The organism is Neisseria sp. P0001.S005 (genome assembly GCF_051963715.1).
On the sequence record NZ_JBQCTZ010000594.1, the window covers coordinates 1 to 463 of the forward strand.

The following is a 463-nucleotide window of genomic DNA, read 5'->3' on the forward strand; positions in this document are numbered from 1 at the left end:
AAAAAGACGTAATGCGTGCCGATTTCGCGTTGATCGACAATGCTGCCGTGCAGGTGCGCCAGCGCGCCTTCGACTTCGAGCTGTCCGGTTTGCCCCCTGTGCCAAATATGGTATTCGAAGCGTTCTTCGGGCGAGAGGTCGGTCAGTCCGGCAAAGTGTTCGGCGACATCCTGCTGGCCGTCGTTGAGTGTGTTGATACACAAATCACGGTTGCCTTGCAGGATGGGAATGATGGCGGATTGGCGGTTGATGCACAGCATGACCGTCGGCGGCTCGTCGGTAACGGCAGTTACGGCAGTCATAGTAATGCCATAGCGTCCTGCTTCACCGTCTGTCGTGATAACGTGTACCCCGGCGGCACAGGAGGCCATGGCATCTCGGAAGGATCTCTTGAGTGTGTGTGTTGAATCTGTCATCCGGCTCGCTTTATTTTAATGCCTGTTCGATTTTTGCCAGCTCTGCC

1 protein-coding gene is annotated in these 463 nt (G+C 55.5%); it reads right to left on the reverse strand.

What is annotated here, in order from left to right; genetic code table 11:
* Positions 1-416: 4-hydroxyphenylacetate 3-monooxygenase, reductase component (gene hpaC, locus ACTHSP_RS21870; protein WP_440346993.1), on the reverse strand; the 416-nt coding region annotated here is incomplete at its 3' end.
* Positions 417-463 lie beyond the last annotated feature (47 nt).